We start from the raw sequence: 1,109 nt of genomic DNA on the forward strand, positions 1-1,109 counted from the left end.
TACCCAGATTTGTAAATTGTTCCCAAAAGAGCGCTGAATTAGTTTTCGGCAAATTTACTTTCGTAATTTGGGATTAATATCAATAGTTATTCTCATTCCCAGTCGCTTGGCATTGCCCTTGTTCCACAAGAGTTATCTTTAGTGCAAGAATTCACAGTAGCAGAAAATATTTTTCTCGGCAGAGAGCCCAAATGGTATGGAACATCGATTGTAAATCAAGCTGTTTTAAATAAAAATGCAGATCAATTGTTAAAAAAGTTAAATATTAATCTAAATCCTAAAACAAGGGTAGTGGAGTTAAGTGTCTCAGATCAACAAATGGTGGTTATCGCAAAAAGTCTTTCACAAAATGCAAAAATTTTAATCCTGGACGAACCTACAGCCAGGTTGGGTCACCATGAGATTGAACAACTATTAGAGTATATAATCCATTTAAAAAAACATGGAATGACAATCATCTATATATCACACCATTTTGATGAACTATTTAAGATATCGGATGAAATAACCGTATTACGAGATGGAAAATCCGTAGCAACCAAAAATACTTGTGATGTAACAAAAGATGAACTTATCAAAATGATGGTCAATAGAGAATTTAGTGATTTTCTTAACAAGGATCATAAAACGGAGCGATCTATTGGTCCTGAGTTGTTAAAGGTCCAAGGCCTTTCAAAAAAGGGTGTAGTAAATAACGTCAGCTTTACAGTTAGGGAGGGTGAAATATTAGGGATTTCGGGATTAGTCGGTGCTGGAAGAACTGAAATGATTCGTACGCTACTTGGTGTAGATAAAAAAGACTCAGGAACAGTTATCCTTGAAGGAAAAGAAATGAATTTTAAAAGTCTAAGGGACTCTATTAAATCAGGATTGGTGTTAGTGCCTGAAGAGCGTAGAAAACAAGGGATTGTAGGAGATTTATCCGTTCAAGCTAATATTTCACTTGGAAGCCTAGAAACATATAGTAAAGGCCCAATTATCAACCAAAACAAAGAAAAACAAGGAGTAAAGGATTTAATTAATAGATTACATGTTAGACGTTCATGCCGCTTCCGCGGCACCATCAGCAGGATGAAAATGGATCAACGTCGAAGTATATTTTTACGGCT

At 35.4% G+C, this 1,109-nt stretch carries 1 protein-coding gene; it reads left to right on the plus strand.

The features are described from left to right. Nucleotides 1-141: 141 nt before the first annotated feature. A partial coding sequence (locus AB1L08_RS22405) for an ATP-binding cassette domain-containing protein (RefSeq protein ID WP_413066780.1) occupies nt 142-1,109 on the plus strand: 968 nt, incomplete at its 3' end.

Origin of the sequence: Siminovitchia jepli (genome assembly GCF_047228825.1) — a bacterium.
Lineage (GTDB): Bacteria > Bacillota > Bacilli > Bacillales > Bacillaceae_C > Siminovitchia.